The sequence below is a fragment of the Gordonia sp. NPDC003376 genome (assembly GCF_053589235.1).
On sequence record NZ_JBSFRM010000012.1, the window covers coordinates 13,770 to 31,699 of the forward strand.

At 65.8% G+C, this 17,930-nt stretch carries 14 protein-coding genes; 7 read left to right on the plus strand and 7 right to left on the minus strand.

The window, feature by feature from the left end; genetic code table 11:
- The first annotated feature begins 13 nt into the window (after positions 1–13).
- The gene (locus ACWDUA_RS13970) at positions 14–3,253 is read left to right on the plus strand and encodes a DEAD/DEAH box helicase (protein ID WP_449751605.1); all 3,240 of its coding nucleotides are present in this window, start codon (positions 14–16) and stop codon (positions 3,251–3,253) included.
- A gap of 20 nt (positions 3,254–3,273) precedes the next feature.
- On the opposite strand, the gene ACWDUA_RS13975 is transcribed toward ACWDUA_RS13970, so the two are convergent.
- Positions 3,274–4,686, minus strand: coding sequence for a cytochrome P450 (locus tag ACWDUA_RS13975; protein ID WP_449751606.1), 1,413 nt, complete (start codon positions 4,684–4,686; stop codon positions 3,274–3,276).
- A gap of 162 nt (positions 4,687–4,848) precedes the next feature.
- Here ACWDUA_RS13975 and ACWDUA_RS13980 point away from each other — a divergent pair, with 162 nt between their 5' ends.
- On the plus strand, positions 4,849–7,029 hold the full coding sequence (locus ACWDUA_RS13980; RefSeq protein WP_449751607.1) for a heavy metal translocating P-type ATPase: 2,181 nt from the start codon (positions 4,849–4,851) through the stop codon (positions 7,027–7,029).
- 114 nt (positions 7,030–7,143) lie between these two features.
- Here the strand turns inward: ACWDUA_RS13980 and ACWDUA_RS13985 are convergent, their stop codons facing one another.
- From ACWDUA_RS13985 to ACWDUA_RS14005, 5 genes are all read right to left on the minus strand, one after another.
- Positions 7,144–7,551 carry a VOC family protein gene (locus ACWDUA_RS13985; protein WP_059036703.1) on the minus strand — a complete coding sequence of 136 codons (408 nt, stop codon included), beginning with the start codon at positions 7,549–7,551 and terminating at the stop codon, positions 7,144–7,146.
- A 54-nt stretch (positions 7,552–7,605) separates the two neighbouring features.
- The gene (locus ACWDUA_RS13990; RefSeq protein WP_449751608.1) at positions 7,606–8,598 is read right to left on the minus strand and encodes an isopenicillin N synthase family dioxygenase; all 993 of its coding nucleotides are present in this window, start codon (positions 8,596–8,598) and stop codon (positions 7,606–7,608) included.
- 11 nt (positions 8,599–8,609) lie between these two features.
- A complete protein-coding gene (locus ACWDUA_RS13995; RefSeq protein WP_449751609.1) occupies positions 8,610–9,395 on the minus strand; it encodes an alpha/beta fold hydrolase in 786 nt (261 codons plus the stop codon).
- The gene (locus ACWDUA_RS14000; protein WP_449751610.1) at positions 9,392–10,444 is read right to left on the minus strand and encodes an isopenicillin N synthase family dioxygenase; all 1,053 of its coding nucleotides are present in this window, start codon (positions 10,442–10,444) and stop codon (positions 9,392–9,394) included. The genes ACWDUA_RS13995 and ACWDUA_RS14000 overlap by 4 nt, the downstream gene beginning before the upstream one ends.
- 80 nt (positions 10,445–10,524) lie before the next feature.
- Positions 10,525–11,451, minus strand: a complete 927-nt coding sequence (locus tag ACWDUA_RS14005) for an isopenicillin N synthase family dioxygenase (protein WP_449751611.1) — start codon at positions 11,449–11,451, stop codon at positions 10,525–10,527.
- 213 nt (positions 11,452–11,664) lie between these two features.
- Between ACWDUA_RS14005 and ACWDUA_RS14010 the strand changes: the two genes are divergently transcribed.
- From ACWDUA_RS14010 to ACWDUA_RS14025, 4 genes are all read left to right on the plus strand, one after another.
- On the plus strand, positions 11,665–12,300 hold the full coding sequence (locus ACWDUA_RS14010; RefSeq protein WP_449751612.1) for a helix-turn-helix domain-containing protein: 636 nt from the start codon (positions 11,665–11,667) through the stop codon (positions 12,298–12,300).
- 317 nt (positions 12,301–12,617) lie between these two features.
- A complete protein-coding gene (locus ACWDUA_RS14015) occupies positions 12,618–13,643 on the plus strand; it encodes an ABC transporter substrate-binding protein (protein WP_449751613.1) in 1,026 nt (341 codons plus the stop codon).
- A 104-nt stretch (positions 13,644–13,747) separates the two neighbouring features.
- Positions 13,748–14,455: an ABC transporter ATP-binding protein gene (locus ACWDUA_RS14020; protein WP_449751614.1), complete on the plus strand. Its 708-nt coding sequence runs from the start codon at positions 13,748–13,750 to the stop codon at positions 14,453–14,455.
- Positions 14,452–16,044: an ABC transporter permease gene (locus tag ACWDUA_RS14025; protein WP_449751615.1), complete on the plus strand. Its 1,593-nt coding sequence runs from the start codon at positions 14,452–14,454 to the stop codon at positions 16,042–16,044. Before ACWDUA_RS14020 ends, ACWDUA_RS14025 begins: the two co-directional genes overlap by 4 nt.
- Positions 16,045–16,169: 125 nt before the next feature.
- On the opposite strand, the gene ACWDUA_RS14030 is transcribed toward ACWDUA_RS14025, so the two are convergent.
- Complete coding sequence (locus tag ACWDUA_RS14030; protein WP_449751616.1) at positions 16,170–16,979, minus strand: class I SAM-dependent methyltransferase; 810 nt, start codon at positions 16,977–16,979, stop codon at positions 16,170–16,172.
- Positions 16,980–17,419: 440 nt separating this feature from the next.
- On the opposite strand from ACWDUA_RS14030, the gene ACWDUA_RS14035 reads away from it, so the two are divergent.
- On the plus strand, positions 17,420–17,917 hold the full coding sequence (locus ACWDUA_RS14035; RefSeq protein ID WP_053776976.1) for an HNH endonuclease: 498 nt from the start codon (positions 17,420–17,422) through the stop codon (positions 17,915–17,917).
- Positions 17,918–17,930 lie beyond the last annotated feature (13 nt).

Below are 17,930 nucleotides of genomic sequence, written 5' to 3' on the forward strand. Positions count from 1 at the left end.
TACCCTGGGACGGGTGAGCGATCCCGTGCTGCGACTGACCGAGGGCCAGCTGGTCAGAGACTTCGGAACACAGACCGTCATCCGGGGTAGACAGTACGCGCGCGCGGGCAAGATCTACGGGGTCGAGTGGGTGCGAGAAGCGGACGGTTGGCTTCTGGTCGGGGAATCCACCGGGTCCCACCGCAGTGGATACGACGTCAACGTGTACTTCTTCGGACCGCCGTCCCTGGCGACCATCGAATATGCCACATGCAGTTGTCCGGTGGGCGAGTGCTGCAAGCACACGGTGGGTCTGCTGTTGACCGCCGCGGCCGCGACGCAAACCCAACCTGCAGCGAAAGACCCTGTACCAGGATTGTCCTGGCGGGCGGTGCTCGGCGATCTGATCGGCCTGCCGGCCGCCGGCACCGGGGTCTCCGCGCCGGAGTATCCGCCGCTCGCACTGGCCTTCGCCCGAACGCGGACTTCGGGCTCGTCACCGATCCTCACCGTCCGGCCGATGACCGCGGGGGCCCGGGACAACTGGATCAAGAGCGGGGCGTCGTGGTCGGACATCGCCTACGGCAAGGCGCTCGCCGCGGGTGCGTCCGACCATGTGGCGATGGGGGCGCTCTACACCGCCATCACCGGGCGTACCGTCGTCACGCGCGGGGACTGGTTGCCCATCGGCCAATCCGCTGCACAGTTCTGGCCTGCTCTCAAGGCCGCTGTCGATGCCGGTGTGACGCTGCTCGCCGACCCGTCCTTGAAGGTGAGCGGTATCCGAATAGGCACTGCGGCGCTGCACTACGACGTGTCACCGCACGCCGATGGCGGTGCGCAACTCACCGCCGGGATCGTGATCGACGGACTGACGGTGGACCCGGGCACGGCGGAGGCATTCGGCATGCCGGCACACGGCGTGGGTGCCGTCGACGACGGGATGCTGTTGCTCGGTGAGTTCGAGCGAAGCATCAAGTACGCCGAACTGAACCTCGCGATGAACCGATCGGTCGTGGTGATCCCGGCAGAGGATCTCGACGAGTTCTCCACCGAGGCGCTGCCGCGGCTGACCGGTGCCCGCACCGTCCGCACCGACCCCTCGGCCATCACCGCGCCGACCATCATCGGACCGAAGGTGGTCCTGACCATCGCCACCGCCCCCGGCGACCAGGTGCGGTTCACCTGGAGCATCGCCTACCAGGTCAACGACAAGCTGCACCTGTTCGAACCCGCATCCCCGGCCACTTCCGTCGGATACCGGGACGAGCTCGCCGAGAAGCGCCTGTGGACGGAACTGGAAGCGTTGTTCGACCCGATCATCGAACGGTGCGGGGCCTGGGCATCGGCGCTGCGGTCGACGACCTTCCCACTCACCGCCGTCCAGGCCGCGGTACTGATCGCCGAAGGTCTCCCGGGTCTCACCGGGCACCGTGATGTCTTCATCGACAACCGCGTCGGCACCGACTTCGGTCCGGCAAACGACTCGCCGGTGATCAGCTTCGGCGCCGACGAGAAGGTCGGCAACGACTGGTTCTCCCTCGACGTCACGATGAACGTCGGGGAGTACGAGCTGCCGATCGCCGCGGTGATCTCCGAATTGTCCCAAGGTGCAACACATATGTTCGTCGACGCGGGCACCTACGTCGCGCTCGACTCGCCGGAGCTGGCCACGCTGGCCGAACTGCTGGCCGAGGCACGGTCACTCGGCGAGATCGAGAACGGCCTGGTCAACCCGCAGAGCCTGAATGCCACACTGTGGGAAGAGCTTCTCGACCTCGGCGTCGTCGACAAGCAACTCGCCGCCTGGCGCAAGCGGATGGCGAAACTCGCCGCGGCCGCCCCACCGAAACGGGTGGCGGTGCCGCGCACCCTGAAGGCCTCGCTACGCGAGTACCAGCGAGACGGCCTGGACTGGCTGACCTTCTTGCGTACCAATGAGATCGGCGGCGTCCTCGCCGACGACATGGGGCTGGGCAAGACCGTCCAGACGCTCGCCTTCATCGCCCGCGAATGCAAGGCCGACGCCGACGCGCGGTTCCTGGTGGTGGCCCCCACCAGCGTCGTCCCCAACTGGATCGCCGAGTGCGAGAGATTCACCCCGTCGCTGCATGCCGTCCCGATCACCACCACCGAGGCCCGTAGCGAGGTTCCGATGGCCGAGGCGGTCGACGGCGCGCAGGTGGTGGTGACGTCGTATACGTTGCTGCGGTTGAACTTCGAGCAACTCGACGAGCATCACTGGACCGGCGTGATCTTCGACGAGGCGCAGTTCATCAAGAACCACAACGGCCGCACCCACCAGTGCGCCCGCCGTCTGGATGCCCCGTTCAAGCTCGCGATCACCGGCACGCCGATGGAGAACAACCTGATGGAGTTGTGGTCGTTGCTGTCGGTGACCGCGCCGGGTCTGTTCGGATCACCGAAGATCTTCACCGAGTACTTCCGCAAGCCGATCGAGTCCGGGCAGTACCCCGAACGGATGGAGGTGCTGCGGCGCCGGATCAAGCCGGTCATGTTGCGGCGCAGGAAAGATCAGGTGGCCATCGACCTTCCCGCCAAGCAGGAACAGGTGATGCTGCTCGACCTCGTACCGAAGCACCGCAAGATCTACGACACCCGCCTGGCGCGCGAGCGGCAGAAGGTGCTGGGTCTGCTCGGCGACTGGGAGAAGAACCGGTTCCAGGTGTTCCGGTCGCTGAATATGTTGCGGCAGTTGAGTTTACATGCCGGACTGGTGGACGACACCGACTACGCGGTGGCGTCGGGCAAGGTGGACTACCTCACCGAGACGCTGCCCGAACTGATCGCCGAGCAGCACAGTGCGCTGGTGTTCAGTCAGTTCACCCGATTCCTCGGGATATTGCGCGACGAGCTCGACACCCTGGGCATCGCCTACAGCTATCTCGACGGCACCATGAGTACCGCCCAACGCGCCGCCGCGGTCAAGGAGTTCAGCGACGGACAGACGCAGGTGTTCCTGATCTCGTTGAAGGCCGGTGGATTCGGGCTCAACCTCACCGAGGCCGACTACTGCTTCGTGTGCGATCCGTGGTGGAACCCGGCGGCCGAGTCGCAGGCGATCGATCGAGCCCACCGGATCGGGCAGACCCGGCCGGTCACCGTGTACCGGCTGGTGTCGTCGAACACCATCGAGGAACGTGTGGTGGCACTGCAGGATCGCAAGCGCGCGTTGTTCGATGCGGCTGTCGACGAGGGCGAGCTGTTCGGCGGTGCGATCACCGCCGCCGACATCCAGCAGATGCTGGGCTGACGTCGACGGCGGCGCATCGGTCAGCCGCGGCGGCGGAAATCGATCGGCAGCCCGTCGCCCGGAGTGGGGCCGGTGCCGTAGTCGAGCTGCAGTCGGTAGTCGGCGGGCACCGACCACTCGAACTGCAGCAGCATCTGGTGCATGATCGACTTCACCTCCATGCCACCGAAATACAGGCCGATACACTTGTGCGCGCCGCCGCCGAACGGCGCCCAGGCGAAGCGGTGCACCTTGTCCTCGCGGCGTTCGGCGGAGAAGCGATCCGGATCCCAGTGCCTGGGGTTCGGCCACCATTCCTCCCGCAGCATCGTCGCCCACGGATGGATGGCCACGAGGGTGCCGGCCGGGATGTGGTGACCGAGGATCTCGGTGTCGGCGATGGCCTTTCGGAACAGCATGCCCACCGGTGCGTTGATCCGCAGGGTCTCCTTGAATGCCAGGTCGAGGCCGGGCAGTGCGTCCTGGTCGTCGTAGTCCAGGGCGGGTTTGCCCAGGGCGAGTGACTCCGCGCGCAACCGCTCCTGCCATTCGGGGTGTCGGCCCAGATAGTGGGTCAGCATGGACAGGGCGATGGTGCTGGTGTCGTGGGCGGCCATCATCACGAAGATCATGTGATTGACGACGTCCTCGTCGCCGAAGGTGTTGCCCTCGTCGTCCTCGCTGTGACACAGCACGGTGAACAGGTCGTCGCCGTCGCCCTTGCGGCGCGTCGCGATCTCGGAGCGGAAGTACTCCTGGAGCAGTTCGCGGCCGCGCAGCCCACGGGCCCAGGTGAAATTGCCGACGTCGGCGCGGATGATGGCCTGTCCGCCGCGGACCGCGGCCTCGAAGGCATCCTCGAGGCGATGGTTCTCCGCCTCCGACAGCGTGGATCCGACGAACACCTCGGAGGCGAGTTCGAGGAGCAGTTCCTTGGTGCGGGTGTACATCGGGAATCCCTTGCCCACATCCCAATTGGCGAGGGACTTCTGGATCCGCGGGGTCATCATGTCGAGGTAGCCGTTGAGCCGCGGGCGGGCGAAGGCCTGCTGCATGATGCGCCGGTGGTGCATGTGCTCACCGAAGTCCATCAACATGATGCCGCGACGGAAGAACGGCCCGATCATCGGTTCCCAACCCTGCTCGCTGGAGAAGGCCTTGTCGCGGTTCATCCATGCGACCTCGATGGCCTCGGGACCGACGAGGGTCACCATCTTCATGCCGACCGCCCCCGACCAGGACACCGGTCCGTACTTCTCGTAGCGTTTCATCGCGCTGCCCAGCGGATCCGACAGGGCGTCGAGGGTGTTGCCGAGGAATGGAAGGCCCTGGTTGCCCATCACGGGTTTGAGGCCGGAACCGGGCGGTGGGTCGGCGAGGGGGACGTCGCGGCTCGGGTAGGCGTTGCCGACCGTGGCCAGCACCTTCTGCATCTGCTTTGTTGCCGTTGGCATCGTGGCCTCCCCGCGATCGTCGGCCGGGTCCCCTCGATCCGGCCATTGGAACAAAATGTTCCAAGTGTTTCACCGAGAGTCTAGGCGCACCTCAGGGTCGGTGGGTGCGGTTCGGGAGAACAGCGGTTGCCGTATACCCCCAAGGGGTATACGGTGACGATCATGACGGAGCATCCCGACCACCATCCGGTCGTGATGGACCACGCCGGTCACGACATGGCCCACCACGACACCCACCACATGGCAGACGGCCACGACATGTCCGATCACGACATGGCCGATCACGACATGGCCGATCACGACATGGCCGGCCATGACATGTCGCACCACGACATGTCCGATCACGTGGGGCAGTTCCGCCGACTGTTCTGGATCATGCTGGTCCTGGCCGTCCCGACGGTCGGCCTCGACGCCATGTTCGCCGATCTACTCGGCTACCGGCTCCCCGACGGCGGTTGGGTCACCTGGATACCGCCCGTCCTGGGCACCGTCATCTACCTCTGGGGTGGGCGACCGTTCCTCACCGGTGCCGTCGGCGAGATCCGGTCCCGCCGGCCCGGCATGATGCTGCTGATCGCGCTGGCGATCACCGTGGCGTTCCTCTCGTCCTGGGGATCGACGCTGCATCTGCTCGACCACGAGCTCAGCTTCTGGTGGGAGCTGGCGCTGCTGGTGGTGATCATGCTGCTCGGCCACTGGATCGAGATGCGGTCGCTGGCCCAGACGACGTCGGCGCTGGACTCGCTCGCCGCGCTGCTGCCCGACGAGGCGGAGAAGGTGGTCGGCGACGAGGTGGTGACCGTGGCGCCCGGCGATCTCGCCGTCGGTGACGTGGTGATCGTCCGGCCCGGCGCCTCGGTGCCCGTTGACGGCGTCATCGTCGACGGCGCTGCCGCGATGGACGAATCGATGGTGACCGGTGAGTCGATCGCCGTGCGCCGGGAGACCGGCGACAAGGTGGTGGCCGGGACCATCGCCACCGATTCCGGTGTGCGCGTGCAGGTCACCGCGACCGGTGACGACACCGCGCTGGCCGGGATCCGACGGCTCGTCGCCGACGCCCAGGCATCGTCGTCACGCGCACAGCGTCTCGCCGACACCGCGGCCGGCTGGCTGTTCTGGTACGCGCTCGGTTCCGCGCTGCTCACCGCGATCGTGTGGACGGCGCTCGGCATGCCCGACGACGCGGTGGTCCGCGTGATCACCGTGCTGGTGATCGCCTGCCCGCACGCCCTGGGGCTGGCCATCCCTCTGGTGGTGTCCATCGCGACCGAACGCGCCGCCCGCGGCGGCGTGCTGATCACCGACCGTCTCGCGCTGGAGACCATGCGCACCGTCGACGCGGTCCTCTTCGACAAGACCGGCACGCTCACCAAGGGTGAGCCCGTCGTCACCGACGTCGCCGCCGCCCCCGGCCACGAACCGGACGAGGTGCTGGCCCTGGCCACCGCGGCCGAAACCGACAGCGAACATCCCCTCGCGAGGGCGATCGTGCGTGCCGGGGAGCAGCTCGGCCGCCCGATACCGGGGGCGAGCGGGTTCACGGCTTCGCCGGCCGTGGGGGTGTCGGCGCTCGTCGACAGTCGCCGCATCCATGTCGGTGGGCCGCATCTGCTCGCCGAGTACGGTCTGTCGGAGTTGGCAGACGTCGTGCCGTGGCGTGCGCGGGGCGCGATCATCCTGCATGTCCTCGACGGCGACGAGGTGATCGGCGCACTGGCGCTGGCCGATGAGATCCGGCCCGAATCCCGTGCCGCTGTGGATGCCCTGCACGCGCGGGGAGTGCAGGTCGTGATGATCACCGGCGATGCCCAGGCCGTCGCCGAGAGCGTCGGCGCCGACCTCGGCGTGGACCGCATCTACGCCGGGGTGCGACCCGAGGACAAGGCCGCGAAGGTTGCCGAGCTGCAACACGAGGGCCACACGGTGGCGATGGTGGGCGACGGCGTCAACGACGCCCCCGCGCTGGCGCAGGCCGACGTCGGAATCGCGATCGGTGCGGGCACCGACGTCGCGATCGGGTCGGCCGGGGTGATCCTCGCGTCGTCGGACCCGCGGTCGGTGCTGTCGGTGATCGAACTGTCGCGCGCCGGCTACCGCAAGATGCAGCAGAACCTGTGGTGGGCAGCCGGATACAACCTGATCGCGGTGCCGCTCGCCGCCGGGGTGCTCGCGCCGATAGGCTTCGTGATGCCGATGAGCGTCGGTGCCCTCCTGATGTCGGCGTCGACGGTGGTGGTGGCGCTCAACGCGCAACTCCTCCGCCGGTTGGATCTCCGTCCGGAGCGGGTGGGCGGTGACCTCCCGCGTACCGGTTCCGTTCCCGCGTATCGGGCCCGATGAGCGGGAACGGGATGGGGGAGTGGGAAGCCGCGTAGCGGTGGGCGCTCGTCCGACAGTCGATCTCACGACCACCGTCTTGGGCGGCCGGGACTCCCGCCGACGACGGCGGACGGGTCAGCCCGGCAGCCGGGCATCGGTCCGGTTGATCCTGAAGACATTTCCCTCAGGATCCGACAGTACCGACTGCCACGCACCGTAGTAGGTGCGATACGGGGCCTTCACCACGGCCGCTCCGACACGCACCGCCCGGTCGGTGAGTGTTCCGACGGCGTCGTCGGATTCGGCTTCGAACGTCCAGAAGGAGTTGTTCGAGTTCCCGGGCTCGGTGTCGGCGGGAAGGCCGAGCAGGTCGATTGCGGCCGGCGAGTGGAATGCGAGGATCGTCGGTCCGATACGGAGTGCGCAGAAATGTTCGGAGAAGAGCTCTGTGGCCTCGGGAAGCTCGAACACTTCACGGTAGAAGCCGGATTGGTGGTCGATGTCCCTACAGATCATGCTGACGAAGCCGAGGGTGACGGACATGGCCTTCTTTCTCACGGTGCGTCGGAACGGTGCGGAGGTGGCGCGACGATGTGGTTACGAGATCTCGCTGCTCACGTTGGTGTAGGTCCGCCGGAACATCTCCGCGATGTGTTGGCCCACCGTCACGGGCTCGCGTGTGGGCACACCGTCGGCGACACATGACGGGACCGGCTCGATGACGTACTCGTAGTCGAGATCGAAGAAGGTGGGGACCGAGTAGCGATCTCGCGCGGACGAGCAGTTGAGTACCCGGTGCATGGTGGAGTGGTAGAGGCCGTTGGTCAGGACCGGAACCATGTCGCCGAGGTTGACCACGAATGTCCCAGGGATGTGCGGTGCGCGGATCCACTCGCCGTCGGCGTTCTGGACCTCGAGGCCGCCGACCTCGTCTTGGAGAAGCAGGGTGATCAATCCCCAGTCGGTGTGAGCCCCTGCGCCCAGCTGGTTTCCGGCACCGACGGACTGTTGCGGTGGGTAGTGGAGCATGCGTGTGGTCACGACCACCTCGTCGAGTGCTGCATCGAAGTAGTCCTGCGGTTGCTCGAGAGACAGAGCGAGGAGTCGAACAAGGTGTGTGCCGAGTGAGCGCATGTGTTCGATGTAGTTCTCGGTCACACCACGGAGGGCAGGCATCACCTCTGGCCACTGGTTGGCTCCGTGGTTGGCGAATCCGCGTGCCACGTAGGGATGGTCGTCGGCGAGGTCACGACCGACCTGGAAACCCTCTTTGAGATCTGGCTGCGAGCCCTCGTCGAGTGCCTGGATGGCCATCGCCTCATATCCACGCAGGCACGGGGACCGGCGCGCGTCGGCGGTCATCTTCTCGTCGAGCGTGAGGTCGAAGAAGTCGCGGGCTATGGCAAGCTGCCCGTCCATGATCTCTTGGGGCACATAATGGTTGGTGACGTAGAAGAAGCCGGTGTCTCTACTGGCCTTGTGGATCTCCCAAGCGACGCGCCCGCGGGCCTCGGGATCGTCGGAGAAGCTCTCGGCGAGGTCGATCACGGGGATCGACGTCGCGGTCGAGGGAGCGCTGTAGATGAGCATTGGTCGAGTCCTTACTTGTCGGAGGGATTGCCGCCCGGGACACCGTGGATGTGCGAGCCGCGGGCTTCTGTCTCGCAGAATGCGATGAGCGTCTGTGCGAGTTCGGTGGGCGAAGACAATTGCGGTGCATGATCGCAATCGAGGGTGACGGTGGCGGTCGGGGGTACGAGGGCCTGCATCTGGCGCTGGATGTGAAGCGGGAGCGATCGATCCTGCGTCGCCTCGATGTACAGCGTGGGGATTCGGCCGTAGCGCTCGGCGGTCCAGACGGGAGCGATGCGGCGAGCCGACTCGAGCTGGACACCGAGCCGCCGGGCTGCAGTGATCGCCGCATCCGGCCCGGCGAGCTGGAAGAAGATCGCGGTGGCCACTTCCGGGGGAACCGCCGTGGCGGGGCCGAAGCAGGTGTCGATCCCCGTCAGGTACGGGCCGACGCCGGGCGGTGCGGTCAGGCCCATCTGCTCGCACAGGCCGACGTAGCCGAGTTGGGAGGGAAGCATCATCCCTGCGACATAGGCGATTCCGGCCACCCGATGGGGAATGCGTTCGCCGACCTCGGTCGCTACGATCCCGCCCCCGGAATGCCCCGCGATGACGACGTCCCCGTCGAGCTCGTCGATCTGCGCGACGACGGTGTCGGCGAGATCGTCGAGCGTGACGGGACCGGACAGGTCGCCGACTCCCGGCAGCGTGACCACGTGTGGGTGGTGACCGGCCGAGCGCACCGCATCGAGGATCGAATCCCACACCCAGGGACCAGCCCACGCGCCATGGACCAGGACGAGATGTGTCGTCAACGCGCCGGTGTTCCCTGAGCGCTCAGAACTCGGGCCGCCTCACGGACGGCTTGGGTGTTCGCTTTTCCCTGACGCGAACCCGCGAGCTTGGCCTTGATGTGCTCGCCGACGGTGATCGGTTCGTACGCCATCCCGTCGGCGAGATCGAGATGGCTTGGTAGCGTGCCGATCACGGCATCGAAATTGCCGTCGTGGAAGAACGCGACCGACCGGCGTCGGACGACGGTACCGTCCACGATCGGTGGTTTGACGCGGTGCAAGGTGGACATCCATCGATCATTGGTCAGTCGCGCCGTCAGATCGCCGAGGTTTACCAGCAGCGCGTCATCGGCGGGAGCGACGTCGTGCCAGGTGTTGTCGGTCCCGAGGACCTGGAGTCCTTGCACCTGGTCGGCCCACAGGACCGTGACCAATCCGAAGTCGGTGTGTTCGCCCATGCCGGTGATGTCGCCATCCGGGGCTGTGATCCCCTGCGGCAGAGCATAATTGTTCATCCGTAGGACGTCGATCGAGTGGTCGGTGAGGTACTCGAAGAATCCGTCGTCGAGACCGAGCGCATGCGCGAAGATCGTGGTCAGTGTCCGGGCGACCCGTGCGGCCTCGGCGTAGTACGCCTCGACGCCTGCACGGAACCCCTCGACATCGGGCCAGACGTTCGGCGCGTAGTCGGGCTGGGGGAGATCGAGTTGGGGGAAGTCGCCGGCCTGCGACCCGACGTTGAATGCCTCGAAGAAGTCGTTCATCCCACTCGTCGACTCCAGACCCAAGCTCAGACTGAGTGTTTCGCTGCGCGGGGGGCTGTAGCCGCGATTGGCGCCGTCGACGCGGTAGGTCTTCTTGGTCTCGAGCTGCAGACCGAAGAAGGCGTCGACCGCATCGGCGAGGCCGGCGAGAACGTCTGCGGGAACGCCATGTCCGACGATCTGGACGAAGCCTACCTGTCGGCATGCCTGGTCCATCTGGGCGCTGACCGAGCGCTTCTCGTCTGGAGATCCGGCTCGGATGAAGGGGCTGATGTCGATGGTGGGAACTTCGAATAGTGGTGTCATGCTGAGGGTTTTCTCCGGGTTTCGTCGGTAGGGACTCGTATCGCACTGTCGGGTGGGTGCCATCTCGGATGAGTGCCGTGTCAGGTGAGCGCCATGGCCTCGAGCTTCATGGTGAAATGCGCGCCCGAGGTGACCGTCGGGTACTTGGCCGGATGCACGGGGTCGAGGCTGGTGATCTCGGCGTCGTGATTGGGCTGGTGGAAGAAGGCGATGGTGTAGCGGGTCTTGTCCCAGTCGCCGTCCGCGGGGTTCGCGACCCGGTGAACGGTGGACTTCCACGTGTCGTTTGTCCAGCGCTGCATGAGGTCTCCGATGTTGACCACGAAGGAGTCCGCCACGATCGGCGCGGCGTCCCACTCGGTCCCGTTCCAGACCTCCAGGCCATGCACCGACGGATCTCCATGCAGCAGTGTCAGACTGCCGAAGTCGGTGTGGGCGCCGCCGCGCAGCTGGCCGGGGAGCGGCTCTCGTGACATCGGCGGATAGTGATAGAGCGCGACCTGGCTGTCGTGTCGGTCGGTGAACGCGCGGAAGAAGTCTCGGGGCCGATCGAGGGCGAGTGCGAACACCTCCATGATGGTGTCGGCCAGCTGGTCCATTGCGCAGTAGTAGTTCGAGATGGTCTCTCTCAGCGCGGTATCGGGCTCTGATGCGCCCCACACCGGCGAGCGCCAATCGATGATGTCGACCCGACGTGCGGTGTATCCCTCGCGCAGGTCGGCCGGCGCGAGGTCTCCCTGCGACTGGCCCAGGGACATGTTGGCGAACTCCTCGTATCCCGAACCCCGACCGGGATTGCGGTACGAACGCTTCACATCGGTTGGGGAGTCGAAGAATTCGCGAGCGGCTGCAGTCGCGGCGGTGACGAGCTCGGTGGGTACGCCGTGTCCTGTGACGACCAGGAACCCGGTGTTCGTGCAAGCGGCCCGGACCTTGTCGACGACGCCTTGGGTGTCGGTGTTCGACCGAAATGGGGTCAGGTCGATGATCGGTACGGTGCGTGCCATACGGGGGCTCCTCTCGGACGCCGACGTCGCTGTGTCGGCAGGGTCGGTTCTGGAATGTGGTCCTGTGGCGATGTGAACGCTGTCGTCGGTGGTCGCCCGGCACGCGGACAGCCAGTAAGCTGAGGCGAGCGGACCAGTAAGATGCATACAAGCAGTCACTGACTGTTCACAGCAATCAGATTGAGCTTGATGTATTACGAAGAGGTTTCGCAGGTGTCAAAGTCGCGTGTTCACGGTGATCGGTTCGACGGTGTGGACGGACCGACTGCCGCACGGGACGATTCCGACCTGGCGCGCGCCATCGGGGCACGGATCCGTGAGTTGCGCGTGGCGCAGGGGATGTCCATGCGCACCCTGGCTCCGCTCGCCGATCTGAAGCAGCCGTTTCTGAGTCAGCTGGAACGTGGTGTGTCGTCGCCGTCGATGCTGAGTCTGTACAAACTGGCCAAGGCCCTGGGGGTGGCGCCGGGCGACCTCCTCCCGGATGAGCCGGTCACTCCCGGTGCTGTGGTCTTTCGTTCCGGTGAGGGCCATCCCATCCACAGTGTCGATGGCGCGGTGTCGTCGACAGGCCGTCTGCTGTTCACCGATGCCGACCACGAACTGGAGATCTCGGAGTTCGACATCCTGCCGGAGCAGAACAACTCCGAGTGGTTCGACCACATCACCGAGGCGGCGACGTACGTGATGACCGGGGAACTGCGGGTGGAGGTCGAGAACGGCGGGGAGTGGGTGTTGGGTCGCCGTGACGTGATTTTCTGTCGCGCCGGTTCGCGTTCGCGCTGGACTGCACTGGATCCCGCGGGCACGAGTCTGCTGCATGTGATAGCTCGTCGTCGTGAGCGCTGAGGTCGTCGGTTCTGTCGAGTCGTTGGTGCGGTGGGGCCTCTGCGTCGGGGGTCGTGAGCGCTGCGGGTGTGCCGGCAACAAGGTTTGACCCGAAGGAAACCTCCCTGTAACTCGACACCCGCAATCTGAATGCTGTCGGCAATAATCTGAATGCCGATGTGCATCGAGATCGGGAGGGCCCGGCCGATCGGTGTGCGACCAGCTACGTCCATGAGGCAACCTGTTGAACCCCGGTCGTGATCGACCGAGCGCACCTCGTACCGATCACACGCGTGCGGCATGAACGGGTCTTCCTGGCATTCGTCAATGAGGAAGAGATGAACCGACGAAACTTTCTGCGCGGCATCATGAACGCGGCCTGTGGCGTTGTCGCCCTCGGGACGGCCATGACTGTGGCCGCGTGCTCGACAACCGGTGGCACGGCTGCCCCGACCATGCAGCTGAACTGGGTCTACGACTTCGCGGCCGCCGGCCCTGTGCTGGCAGAGGTCGACAAGTACTTTGCGAAGACCGGTGCGGGCGACGTCCAACTGCAACCGGGTGGCAGCAACATCGCTCCTGACCCCATCGTCGCCAGCGGCAAAGCACTCGTCGGGGTGTCCTCGCCCGAGGTCACCGCGGCGGCGAACAAGGGTGGCGCGAACCTGAAGATCGTGGCCGCGACCCTGCAATCGAACCCGTACACCGTGCTGTCCCTGGCAGGCGACCCGATCCGCCGCCCCCAGGATCTGGTGGGTAAGACCATCGCGGTCGAGCCCACCGCCATGACGCCGTGGCGGGGATTCCTCGCGGTCAACGGGATCGATCCCGAATCGGTCAAAACCGTTCCGCCGAACTATGATCTGTCGTTGCTGACGACCGGAAAAGTGGATGGATACCTGGCATTCGTGACCAACGATGAGGTCACGCTGAAGACCAAGGGCGTCGACTATGTCTCGATGCCGTTCGACAAGAACGGCTATCCGTCGGTGGGCGAGACGATCATGGTGGACGAGAGCAGCCTGACGTCGCGTCGTGATGAGGTCAAGAAACTCATCCACGCGGTGATCCTGGGATGGCAGGCAGCTGCGGCAGATCCGTCCGGTACGGCGTCGGTGATCGTCGACCACTACGGTGAGAGTCTGGGCTTGACGCTCGACGACCAAACGGCGAAGCTCCAGGCCATGGCCCCGCTCATCATTGTTCCGGGGACCACGAACAGGGTCCTGCAGGTCACCCCCGACCGTGCCTCGGCGACCGTGGAATCTCTTCGGAAGTCCGGCGTTCCGGTTGACGTCGACGGCCTGTTCGACCTGAGTATCGTCGACGAGATCTACGCGGAGAATCCGGAGATCGCGCAATGACCGCGATCCAGTCGCACGTCGACGCCGATGGGGCAGACCTCACGATGACCGAGGGGCTCCGATTCGATTCTGTGTCAAAGGAATACGGGAATCGTAAGAGAACGATGCAGGCGCTCGACGATGTCACGATCACGGTTCCGGATGGATCGTTCACAACACTGCTCGGTCCATCCGGGTGCGGCAAGTCCACCCTGCTGCGAATGGCTGCGGGGCTCGAACAGCCCACGGCCGGAACGGTCTCGGTGGGCGGCGAGTCCCCGGCTGCCCTCGCCAGGTCGGGGCGGCTCGGCGTCAGTTTCCAGGACGCGTCGCTGCTGCCCTGGCGCTCGGTGGAACGCAACGTCGCGCTTCCGCTCGAGCGCCGTCGCGACAAGTCGCACACCGGCAAACGTATAGCGGAGTTGCTCGATCTGGTCGGACTCGAGCAGTTCGCCGGAGCGCGGCCCTACGAGTTGTCCGGCGGGATGCAGCAGCGAGTGTCCATTGCTCGGGCCCTGGCCGCAGATCCGGACCTGCTCCTCCTCGACGAGCCCTTCGGCGCGCTGGACGAGTTCACTCGATTGCGTCTCAATCTCGAACTGCAACGTATCTGGGAAGGAAAGCGATTCACCACATTGTTGGTGACCCACTCGATCACGGAGGCGGTGATCCTCTCGACGCAGATCGTGGTCCTGTCGCCACGGCCGGGACGTATCGCAGAGACCATCGACGTCGACCTCCCGTGGCCGCGGACGGCGGAGACCATGGATACGCCGGAATTCAACGGCCATGCAAAGTACTTGCGTGATCTGCTGTTGGGACTGCATCGATGACCGTCGAGATCCCAGTTGCACGTATCCGGATCAGGCCGGTGCCCGCCGTCTCGGCGTCCTCGATCGTGAGTGTGCTGCTGCCAGTGGCGGTCGGCTGCCTTGGCTGGGCCCTCGCCTGCGCGGTGTTCGGCACCGCCACGGTTCCGAGCCCGTCGATGATCGTGACCCAGATCCGTGCCGACGGCGTGGCCTTCTACGCGACGAACCTGCAGTCCACGGCGACGTCGGCCGGCATCGGATACGCGATCGGTGTGGTCGTCGCGATCACCCTGGGGATCGTAGCCGGACGTGTCCGCATGCTCACCCGACCGTTGCTGAACACGGCAATGCTGGCCTACACGGTCCCCGTGGTGGCACTGTCGGTGGTGCTGACCACCATCTTCTCGGGACTCATCCCTCGGATCACCGTTGCTGCCGTGTACGTTCTCTTCACCACCACGTTGGCAACGGTCACCGGACTGGCCGCCGCCAGCCGATCCTCGGTCGAGGTGGCCGCGGTCGCCGGACTTGGCCCCATCAGCACATTTCGCAAGATCTATCTGCCCTCGGCCGTCCCCAACGTGGCCACGGGAATGGCACTCGCGGTCCCCGCGGCAGTACTCGGCGCAGTGATCGCCGAGATGATGGGCGGCACCACAGGCGTCGGAGTCGCGTTGGTGACCTCGCAGCGTGCCGGCCTCACCACGCGCACCTGGGCGATGGCCCTGGCGACTGCGGTCGCCGTCGGCGCGGTCTTCGCGCTCGCCCGATCCGTGTCGGACCGGGTCTCCGGTCGATCACCGAAGATCACCACACCTCTACGTCTTCCGGAGCCGACGATCGGCAGAAAGTGCGTGTCGCTGGGATTGTCGACCGGTGCCATTCTCGCGGTCTGGTACGGGGTCCTCGCCGGCCCCTTTGTCCCGGAGTTCATTCGGCGAACCCCGGCTGACATCATCGAATACTTCCGCACTGCAACGGATTCCACACGGACCACGCTGTGGGAGGAGACTGTGGCCACTCTGATGCACGCGGGACTCGGGTTCGTCATCGGCACCGTTGCCGCACTGGCCGTTGCTGTGCTGTTCACCGTGGTCGGCGGTACCCGATCAGCGCTGCTGCCACTGGCGGTGTTCGGGCAGGCGACGCCGTTCGTGGTGATCCTCCCGCTGGTCATCACCGTTCTGGGACGAGGGTCGGCCACGGCCGCGGTCGCCGCAGCCCTCGTCGGCTTCTTCCCGATGCTGATCACCCTCGACGCGGCGTTGTCCCGGACACCCCGAAGTGCTCTGGATCTGATGCAGGTCAACGGGTTCGGAGATGTGTCGTCGGTCCTGCGAACACGGATACCCTTCGCGGTTCCGGCGCTGATCTCCGCCGCGCGCATCGCGGTCCCGGCATCACTGGCAGGCGCTGTATTGGCCGAGTATCTGGCGTTGGACAACGGGCTCGGACACCTCATGGTGGAAGCCGGCACCGCCTTCGACTATGACCAGCTGTGGGCGGCGGTGGTCGTGCTGACCTGCTGTTCGCTGATCCTCGGCGGTATGTCGAGGGTCGTCGAGCGCATGGTGTGTCACCGGCTGGGACTGTCTGCAGCGGAGTTCTGACCGTCGGCTCGGCGGTGTCCTGGACGGCGGCTTCCCGCGTACCGATTCCGTTCCCGATTGGCGGCGCCGATGATCGGGAACGGAATGGGGAGCTCGAATTCTGCTCCTGTGTGGGTGCGGCCCGCCTACGACGTCAGTGCGAACAGGTTGATCTTGTACCCGGTGACCATCGGGGTCCAGCCGATCAGCCGCATCCCGTGGCGGTACCTGGCCGGCCAGGTTGTCGCCACCTCCGGCTGGGGTTGTGCAAGGGTGCGGGACTGCTCCAGGCGTAACCCGTACGGTTCCAGCGTATTCGGGTCGTCACACTCCCACTTCATTCGTGCCGGAACGGCTTTGAAGACCGGATTGCGGTCCTGTGACCGCATCATCAGGCGGCCGCCGGTGTCGAGGGCGAGCGGGCTGTCGGGGAAGCGCCGGGCCCACGAGCGCAGCACGTCGAACACCTCGGACTCCGAGAAGTACAGCAGCACTGCCTCACTGACCAGCATGAGGGGGCCGCCGCGTTCGGCGACCTGCTCGTGCCAGGATGGATCGAAGAGCGAGGCGGCGATCATCGTGTAGCGGTCGGAATCGTCGAAAAACCTGCTGCGCAACGTCATCGTGTCGTCGACATCAAGATCGAACCACCGCAGTCGGCCGTTGTCGAGGCGATCGTAACGGGTGGAGAGCCCGCACCCGAGGTCGACGACGGTGCCCTCGGGGTGCCGCTGGAGGAACTCGCGGATGTAGCCGTCGAAGATCGATGCGCGCAACACGGCACCGCCGAGCGACGGTCCGCGGAACTTGGTGAAGTCGTAGTCGATGGCGTCGACCAGTTCGACTGCTTTGGTGTCCTTGAGGACTCCTCCACCCGACTCGGCAGCGTCGCGGGCGCGGCCGTAGAGGGGGATGAGGAGCGTTTCCTGGATCTCACCGAGTTCGGGGGCGGCCATACCCGCAGAGCCTAACTTAGGTTGCCCTAATTCGGAAGGAGGGTGTGGTGTGGTGGCCGGGTGGTGCGGGCGGTGCCGAGGTGGACCGACGTCGGGATCGTCGCAGGTCCGGCCGATCCGGTGACCCCGAGCGATCCGCCTCCTCACGACGAAATCACTGGACAACCGGCCCGGATGCCCATACCGTGGGCACGCCTGCACATGAACGAGCACGGAGAGGAGGTGGCGCACATGATCGTCGAAACGACGCGTCGAGATGGCAACGAATTCGGTTGTCGGCGTGAGCTGTCGACGTATCGACTGTCGCCGAAACACAGCCCTGTCCGCGGAATGTTCCGCGGCCGCGCCACCCGAGAGGCGCCGACTCCGATCGGCTGATCTCACCGAGGGTTGATCCTCCGCGGGTGGCTGGTTCCCTGCCATCGTCTCGAGGAGTGATCATGACCGTCTTCGTCACCAACGCCGGACTCCAGATCCTGGCGCGCGTCACCTGGCGTCGCGCCGCGATCCTGCTGACCACCGATGTCGCCCGCAACATGGAGGGCACACCACTTGTGCGGGTGGTGCATTCACCCACCCTGACCCTGCCGATCCATCGGGTCGTCGCGATCAAGCACAATGCCTACCGGCCATATGCCGGCAAGACGATGGATTCGCACGCGTCGAGCCAGACGATCTTGCGGCGCGACCAGTGGATCTGCGCCTACTGCGAAGGTCCGGCCGACACCGTCGACCACATCGTCCCGCAATCGCGCGGCGGCGCCAGCACATTCGGAAACCAGGTCGCGGCATGCCGCTCGTGCAACGGGTTCAAGGCCGACCGCACCCCGCGCGAGGCCGGGATGGCGATGCGGCATGCGCCCTTCGTCCACGATCCGTGGGCGGCCGATCAGAAAGAGGTCTGGGAACTGTTCGCCCTCGGGGCGCGCACCCCATGAGGTGAGCGGGACG

What these genes read in the sequence shown, in the direction of transcription:
- ACWDUA_RS14015 (WP_449751613.1), top strand. Translation starts at nt 12,618, where the DNA reads ATGAACCGACGAAACTTTCTGCGCGGCATCATGAACGCGGCCTGTGGC.
- ACWDUA_RS14000 (WP_449751610.1), bottom strand. Translation starts at nt 10,444, where the DNA reads ATGACACCACTATTCGAAGTTCCCACCATCGACATCAGCCCCTTCATC.
- ACWDUA_RS14030 (WP_449751616.1), bottom strand. Translation starts at nt 16,979, where the DNA reads ATGGCCGCCCCCGAACTCGGTGAGATCCAGGAAACGCTCCTCATCCCC.
- ACWDUA_RS13980 (WP_449751607.1), top strand. Translation starts at nt 4,849, where the DNA reads ATGACGGAGCATCCCGACCACCATCCGGTCGTGATGGACCACGCCGGT.
- ACWDUA_RS14035 (WP_053776976.1), top strand. Translation starts at nt 17,420, where the DNA reads ATGACCGTCTTCGTCACCAACGCCGGACTCCAGATCCTGGCGCGCGTC.
- ACWDUA_RS13990 (WP_449751608.1), bottom strand. Translation starts at nt 8,598, where the DNA reads ATGCTCATCTACAGCGCTCCCTCGACCGCGACGTCGATCCCCGTGATC.
- ACWDUA_RS14020 (WP_449751614.1), top strand. Translation starts at nt 13,748, where the DNA reads ATGCAGGCGCTCGACGATGTCACGATCACGGTTCCGGATGGATCGTTC.
- ACWDUA_RS13985 (WP_059036703.1), bottom strand. Translation starts at nt 7,551, where the DNA reads ATGTCCGTCACCCTCGGCTTCGTCAGCATGATCTGTAGGGACATCGAC.
- ACWDUA_RS14005 (WP_449751611.1), bottom strand. Translation starts at nt 11,451, where the DNA reads ATGGCACGCACCGTACCGATCATCGACCTGACCCCATTTCGGTCGAAC.
- ACWDUA_RS13975 (WP_449751606.1), bottom strand. Translation starts at nt 4,686, where the DNA reads ATGCCAACGGCAACAAAGCAGATGCAGAAGGTGCTGGCCACGGTCGGC.
- ACWDUA_RS14025 (WP_449751615.1), top strand. Translation starts at nt 14,452, where the DNA reads ATGACCGTCGAGATCCCAGTTGCACGTATCCGGATCAGGCCGGTGCCC.